The sequence below is a fragment of the Serinicoccus kebangsaanensis genome, assembly GCF_008919445.1.
Lineage (GTDB): Bacteria > Actinomycetota > Actinomycetes > Actinomycetales > Dermatophilaceae > Ornithinicoccus > Ornithinicoccus kebangsaanensis.
The window spans coordinates 1-5,737 of the sequence record NZ_VSLG01000024.1; the positions used below are offsets into that span (position 1 = coordinate 1).

General features: G+C 66.8%; 6 protein-coding genes. 5 read left to right on the forward strand and 1 reads right to left on the reverse strand.

Annotation, left to right across the window (positions count from 1 at the left end):
• Nucleotides 1–53: 53 nt before the first annotated feature.
• Nucleotides 54–713 carry a transposase gene (locus FXF60_RS17030; RefSeq protein ID WP_202879676.1) on the reverse strand — a complete coding sequence of 220 codons (660 nt, stop codon included), beginning with the start codon at nucleotides 711–713 and terminating at the stop codon, nucleotides 54–56.
• A gap of 130 nt (nucleotides 714–843) precedes the next feature.
• On the opposite strand from FXF60_RS17030, the gene FXF60_RS16245 reads away from it, so the two are divergent.
• From FXF60_RS16245 to FXF60_RS16265, 5 genes are all read left to right on the forward strand, one after another.
• The gene (locus FXF60_RS16245) at nucleotides 844–2,010 is read left to right on the forward strand and encodes a glutathione-independent formaldehyde dehydrogenase (protein ID WP_151527028.1); all 1,167 of its coding nucleotides are present in this window, start codon (nucleotides 844–846) and stop codon (nucleotides 2,008–2,010) included.
• Between the two features lies 1 nt (nucleotide 2,011).
• Nucleotides 2,012–2,581: a type 1 glutamine amidotransferase domain-containing protein gene (locus FXF60_RS16250; protein WP_151527029.1), complete on the forward strand. Its 570-nt coding sequence runs from the start codon at nucleotides 2,012–2,014 to the stop codon at nucleotides 2,579–2,581.
• Nucleotides 2,578–2,880 (forward strand): putative quinol monooxygenase, encoded by a 303-nt coding sequence (locus tag FXF60_RS16255; RefSeq protein ID WP_151527030.1) that lies wholly within the window; start codon nucleotides 2,578–2,580, stop codon nucleotides 2,878–2,880. The genes FXF60_RS16250 and FXF60_RS16255 overlap by 4 nt, the downstream gene beginning before the upstream one ends.
• A gap of 141 nt (nucleotides 2,881–3,021) precedes the next feature.
• The gene (locus FXF60_RS16260; protein ID WP_192796790.1) at nucleotides 3,022–4,149 is read left to right on the forward strand and encodes an NAD(P)/FAD-dependent oxidoreductase; all 1,128 of its coding nucleotides are present in this window, start codon (nucleotides 3,022–3,024) and stop codon (nucleotides 4,147–4,149) included.
• 366 nt (nucleotides 4,150–4,515) lie between these two features.
• The gene (locus tag FXF60_RS16265; RefSeq protein ID WP_151527031.1) at nucleotides 4,516–5,565 is read left to right on the forward strand and encodes a S66 family peptidase; all 1,050 of its coding nucleotides are present in this window, start codon (nucleotides 4,516–4,518) and stop codon (nucleotides 5,563–5,565) included.
• The last annotated feature ends 172 nt before the right edge of the window (nucleotides 5,566–5,737 follow it).

A 5,737-nucleotide genomic window follows, 5' to 3' on the forward strand; every position in this document is an offset into this window, starting at 1 on the left:
TCCGTCGTCGGGAGACCTCGACGTCTATCTGCGGACCGACGCGCCCGGCCGACCTACACCCTCATCTGGGAAGAGCCGGGAAGGCTCTTCACAATGGAGGGTGTAGTCGGGGCCTGAGCCTCGATCCGCCGAGCGGGTTTCGTGAACGTCGTCCGGAATGTCGGAAATCGGTCTGGGAGGTGGGTCCGGGTTCGGGGCAGGGGGAATTCGCCGGTCTGCCCGGCTCTTCCACGTGGGGTCGTTCCTCGTAGGGGCAGGGGGCGGGGTTCAGCCGCGGCGTAGGCGGCGTCGTGGAGGCCTTGCCAGGCGTCCTGCCAGGGCCAGTGCGTGGGCAGGTGCAGGTGGAGACGTCGGGCGCGGTTGGCGATCCGGGCCGGGATCTTGATCAGCTGGTCCCGGATCGTGGCTGGTCGGGCACGGGCGTGCCGGGCCGAGGCCAGGACGCCGGCAGCGCGGGTCAGGTTGAACGCGATCGCGGCCAGCACCGTCCAGGCACCGTTGGTGCAGAAGGACCCGCTGGGGGCGTGGGCGAGCGGGCCGGACTTCAGGTCGGCGATGACCTGCTCGACGATCGCGTGGTCGCGGTGGGATGCCTCCGCGCCCAGCATCGACAGGGATGAGTCGGTGAACACGGCGTGGTGGCGCCAGGTCGCGAACAGCTCGTCCTGTCCTGTGCTGGTCGCCGTGGGGTCGAAGCGCTTGACGCGGCGCACGATGAGCCGGGCGGTGACTGTCAGGTCGAGAGCGGCTCACCCGTGAACCCGGAGGTGTGGCTCGGGGGCGCATCTTGTCGGTGGAGAGCGTAGGGTCCGGAGAGTCCCCCGCAACGATTGGAGATTCACTGTGAAGGCTGTTGTCTATCAGGGACCGCGCGATGTCGCGGTCACGGATGTTCCGGACGCGGAGATCGAGCGGCCCACCGATGTGCTGGTCAAGATGACCACGACCAACATCTGCGGCTCGGACCTGCACATGTACGAGGGGCGGACCTCCTTCGAGAAGGGCCGGACGTTCGGTCACGAAAACATGGGAGAGGTGGTGGAGATCGGCAAGGGAGTAGAGAAGGTCAAGGTGGGCGACCGGGTCGTGCTGCCCTTCAACATCTCGTGCGGGTTCTGCAAGAACTGCGAGCGTGGGCTCACGAACTACTGCCTGACGACGCAACCTGACCCGTCGGCCGCCGGTGCGGCCTACGGCTTCGCCGAAATGGGCCCGTACGGCGGCGGGCAGGCAGAACTGCTCCGGGTGCCCTTCGGCGACCACAACGCGCTGCGCCTGGGTGAGGACGCGCAGGACAAGGAGAACGACTACGTCATGCTCTCCGACATCTTCCCCACCGGCTACCACGCCACCGAGATGGCCGGCGTGATACCGGGCGACAGCGTCGTGATCGCCGGGGCCGGACCCGTGGGACTTATGGCCGCCCTGTCCGCGACGATCAAGGGCGCCGCGAAGGTGATGGTGGTCGATCGCCACCCCGACCGGCTCGCGCTGGCCGAGCAGATCGGAGCGATCGCCATCGACGACTCCAAGGTCGACCCCGTGCAGGCTGTGCTGGACGAGACGATGGGGCTCGGAGCCGACCGTGGCTGCGAGTGTGTCGGCTACCAGGCCCACGACCCTGAGGGCAACGAAGACCCGGCTGCCACCTTGAACATGCTCATCAACTCGGTCCGGTTCACCGGCGGGATCGGCACCGTCGGCGTGTTCGTCCCCGAGGACCCGGGGGCCAAGGGCGAATTGGCCAAGCAGGGCAAGGCGGCCATCGACTTCGGCATGCACTGGTTCAAGGGACAGACCATGGGCAACGGTCAGTGCCCGGTCAAGAGGTACAACCGCCGGCTGCGAGACCTCATCGCGGCTGACAAGGCGAAGCCGTCCTGGATCGTCTCCCACGAGATCTCGCTGGATCAGGCTGCCGACGCCTACAGGAATTTCGACTCCAGGTCCGAGGGTTGGACCAAGGTCGTCATCAAGCCCGGCATGTCAAACGGAAAGAAGGCAAACTGATATGGCAGCAGATCTTCAGGGCAAGAGGGTCGCGATCCTCGCCGCCGACGGAGTCGAACGCGTTGAGCTCGAGCAACCCCGCGAAGTACTGGACCGCGCGGGCGCTCAGACCGAGGTCCTCTCGATCCACGACGGCGAGATCAAGGCCCGTAAGAACGACCTGGATGAAGCGGGCACGTTCACCGTCGACGGGCTGGTCGCCGACGCCTCGGTGGGCGACTACGACGCCTTGGTGCTTCCCGGCGGCACGGTGAACCCCGACCAGCTCCGGGTCGACGAGGACGCTGTCGCCTTCGTCCGCGACTTCGTCGAGAGCGGCAAGCCCGTGGCGGCGATCTGTCACGGGCCGTGGACGTTGATCGAGGCCGGCGTGGCCACCGGTCGCACCCTGACGTCCTTCCCGAGCATCCGCACCGACCTGCGCAACGCCGGCGCGAACGTCGTCGACCAGGAGGTCGTGGTCGACAAGAATCTCATCACCAGCCGCTCGCCGGAGGACCTGCCGGCGTTCTCCGAGGCGATCGTGTCCCAACTCGCGGGCACCACGACAAAGGAAGAGGAGAAGTCATGAGCGTGACGAAGGGACTACTGGTTAGGTTCGACGCGTTGCCCGGCAAGGAGGACGACGTGAAGGAGTTCCTCGACACCGGGCGTGGGCTGGTCGAGCAGGAGCCGGCGACCACCGCGTGGTTCGCGATCCGCCTCGGGCCGACCTCGTTCGGGATCTTCGACGTGTTCCCCGATGACGCCGGCCGTGACGCTCACCTGTCCGGCCCTGTTGCGGTAGCTCTCGGCGAGCAGACCGGTGCGTTGTTCTCCGAACCGACGATCGAGAAGCTCGACGTGTTGGGCTCCAAACTTCCCGCCTGACACCACAGACCGGGAGTACTGACCCCGACATGAGGGGTCGCTGCGCGCGGTGACTTCGGGCTGACACAGCCCGTTGACGTCGTGGCAGCGGCCCCTTCTCTTGCGGCCTATCGCACATCCCTAACAGATCGAGGAACCGCGATGACAGGAACTGACGGCGACGTTGCCCCGACGCGTTCACCCGAGGTAGCAGTGATCGGGGGCGGGATCGTCGGTTTGTCGACGGCGTACGCGCTGCGGGAGCAGGGCGTGCCGGTGCGCTTGTACGAGGCCGGGCTGCCCGGAACGGGTCAGTCCGCAGGCGAGTCGCGGATCTTCCGGCATGCCCACGACGACCCGCGACTCGTCGCTTTCGCGCGCGAAAGCCGCGGCGTATGGGATGAGTGGGCCGAACGGTTCGACGTCGAGCTGGTCTCATCAGACGGTGTCGTGGCGATCGGCGACGGCGCGCTCGAACGGCTGCGAGTGCTCGACAAGGTCGGCGTGGCGGCACGTGAGATCGATGCAGCCGAGCTCGCCCAGCGAATGCCGCTGCTCGCTGGGTACTCGGGGCCAGCGGTGCTCGACGAGTCGGGCGGCGCGATCCGCACCCGCACCGCGATCACGGCACTCACGGATGCCCTAGCAGATGCCGTCACCACCGCAGAGGTCATCTCCATCGATCCCCGCGCCGATGGGACGGTCGAGGTGCGCAGCGTCACCGACCGGGCTGTCTACTCCAAGGTGGTCGTGTGCGCCGGACGTGAGACCGCCCGCCTGGCGCGCAGCGTCGGCCTGTCGCTGCCGGTTCGCCTTGCCGCACACGTCCGGCTGACCTTCGACGTGAAAGCCGCCGCCCCGGCACGAGTCGCGTGCCTGCAGGACAGCAGTGGTGAGTTCGGAGAGGTCGGCGTCTACGCGACGCCGCTACCGGGCAACAGCAGTTATTCGGTCGGACTCAGCGAAACCGTCGGCGTCCGCGACGACGGCACGTTCATCGACCCTGCGGCCATTCGGTCATTGGACGAACGCGCGCGCGCATACGTGACACGGGCGCTGCCCGGCCTCGACCCAGAGCCGCGTGAGTTCGTTCACTGCTGGGTGACCGACCTCCCGTGGAGTGAGGACGGCGTGGCCGTCTGGGAGGCAGGCAGCATCTTCTTCCTCGCCGGTCACAATCTGTTCAAGCAGGCACCTGCGCTGGGTCGCGCTCTTGCCCGGGCTGCGACCGGCGGCGGTCTCGCCGCCGACCTCACGCCCGCCGCTCGCCTCGGCGAAGCCCTGCGATAGTTCGCCTGACCCCAGAACGGACGCACTCAATGGGTGAACGTCTCCTCGTCGAGGACAACGGCAGCCCGCCCTGGGTCAACCCAAAAGTTGCGGCTGGACAGCAGTCACAGGCTCAACCACCTTGTCATGGGGTGTCTTCATCGTGAGGATCGGTACGCGGAGGTGCCGCAGCGGGATCCGTCACTGCGGGATCCGCTCGCGGTGCGACCCGGCGCGGGATGATGAAACCGCGTCGCAGTGCGGGGTTCGGACCTAGGGCGTGTCTCCCAATTCCATGCGACGTCTCGCTCACGACGCGCGCTTCGCGGCAATACCGGACGTCTGAGTTCCCCTGGTGCCCGGCAGATTTGTGATTGTCTGGCGGATGTGACAGTCGAATTGCTGCGTCCGCCCAAGGCCCGACCCGGTGATCGCGTCGCGGTCGTGTCGCCATCTTTTGCGGCACCGGGGGTCGCTCCGCAACTGCACGAGCAGGCGATGCACCGCCTTCAGGAACTGACCGGGCTCGTGCCCGTTGAGTACCCCACGACGCGGCAGTTGGACGCGACGCCCGTTGATCGCGCCCGCGACCTGAACGAGGCCTTCGCCGATCCGAGCATCCGTGGCGTTATTTCCACCATTGGAGGCGAGGACCAGATCACCGTCATTCCTTACCTCGACCCTCAGAACGTCGCCGCCGACCCCAAACCCTTCATCGGCTATAGCGACAACACCAACTTGCACAACTGGCTGTGGGTTCAAGGGGTCGCAAGCTTCTATGGCGGCTCGACACAGGTGCACCTGGGTCCCGGTCCAGCGGTCGACGAAGTCCACGCCAGGTCTCTCGTTGCCGCTCTCCTGACCGGCGAGACGCTGCAGATCACCGAACCCGGGGAATCGGAGGACATGGGCTGGCCCTGGGATGACCCACGCGCGCTCACCCAGTACGGAGATCGCGAGCCGACACAACCCTGGACGTGGTCGGGCCCCGCCCGAACCGTCACCGGCCCGACCTGGGGCGGGTGCGTGGAGATCTTGCAGTGGATCCTCACCGCTGGACGCTTCTCGCACGACGCCAGCGTGCTGGCCGGCGGCGTCCTGATCCTGGAGACCTCGGAAGAGCTGCCGTCCGCCACCGAGGTCGGGTGGATACTCCGGGCGATGGGTGAACGCGGACTACTGTCCGCCGTTGACGCAGTCCTGGTGGCAAGGCCACCCGCGTCCAACTTTGACGACCGGCCGGATGAACGAGAACGAGAACGCCGCCGGACCCAGCAACGCGAGACGGTGCTTGAGGTGATCAGCCGGTACAACCCCGATGCCGTGGTGTGCGTAGGCATCCCATTTGGACATACCCGACCGCAGTGGATCCTGCCCCACGGCGGCCACATCACCGTCGACTCATCAGCGCGACGCGTGACAGCTGACTACTCCTAGGCGAAAGTACCCGCACGGCACCGCGAGGAAAGCCCGGCAGCACGCTGCGCGAGATCCATTACCCCATCCCCTACGCGTAGATCACGGTGCGATCGGCGGCATGAGAGTACGTCAGGCTGCGCGCGTATTCGGTGCTCGCCGGTACCGGTGACCCCTGGCGCTCATCGTCCCT

Bases quoted from the DNA above. Each gene is read 5' to 3' on its own strand.
- FXF60_RS16255 (WP_151527030.1), top strand. From the start codon at position 2,578: ATGAGCGTGACGAAGGGACTACTGGTTAGGTTCGACGCGTTGCCCGGC.
- FXF60_RS16260 (WP_192796790.1), top strand. From the start codon at position 3,022: ATGACAGGAACTGACGGCGACGTTGCCCCGACGCGTTCACCCGAGGTA.
- FXF60_RS16250 (WP_151527029.1), top strand. From the start codon at position 2,012: ATGGCAGCAGATCTTCAGGGCAAGAGGGTCGCGATCCTCGCCGCCGAC.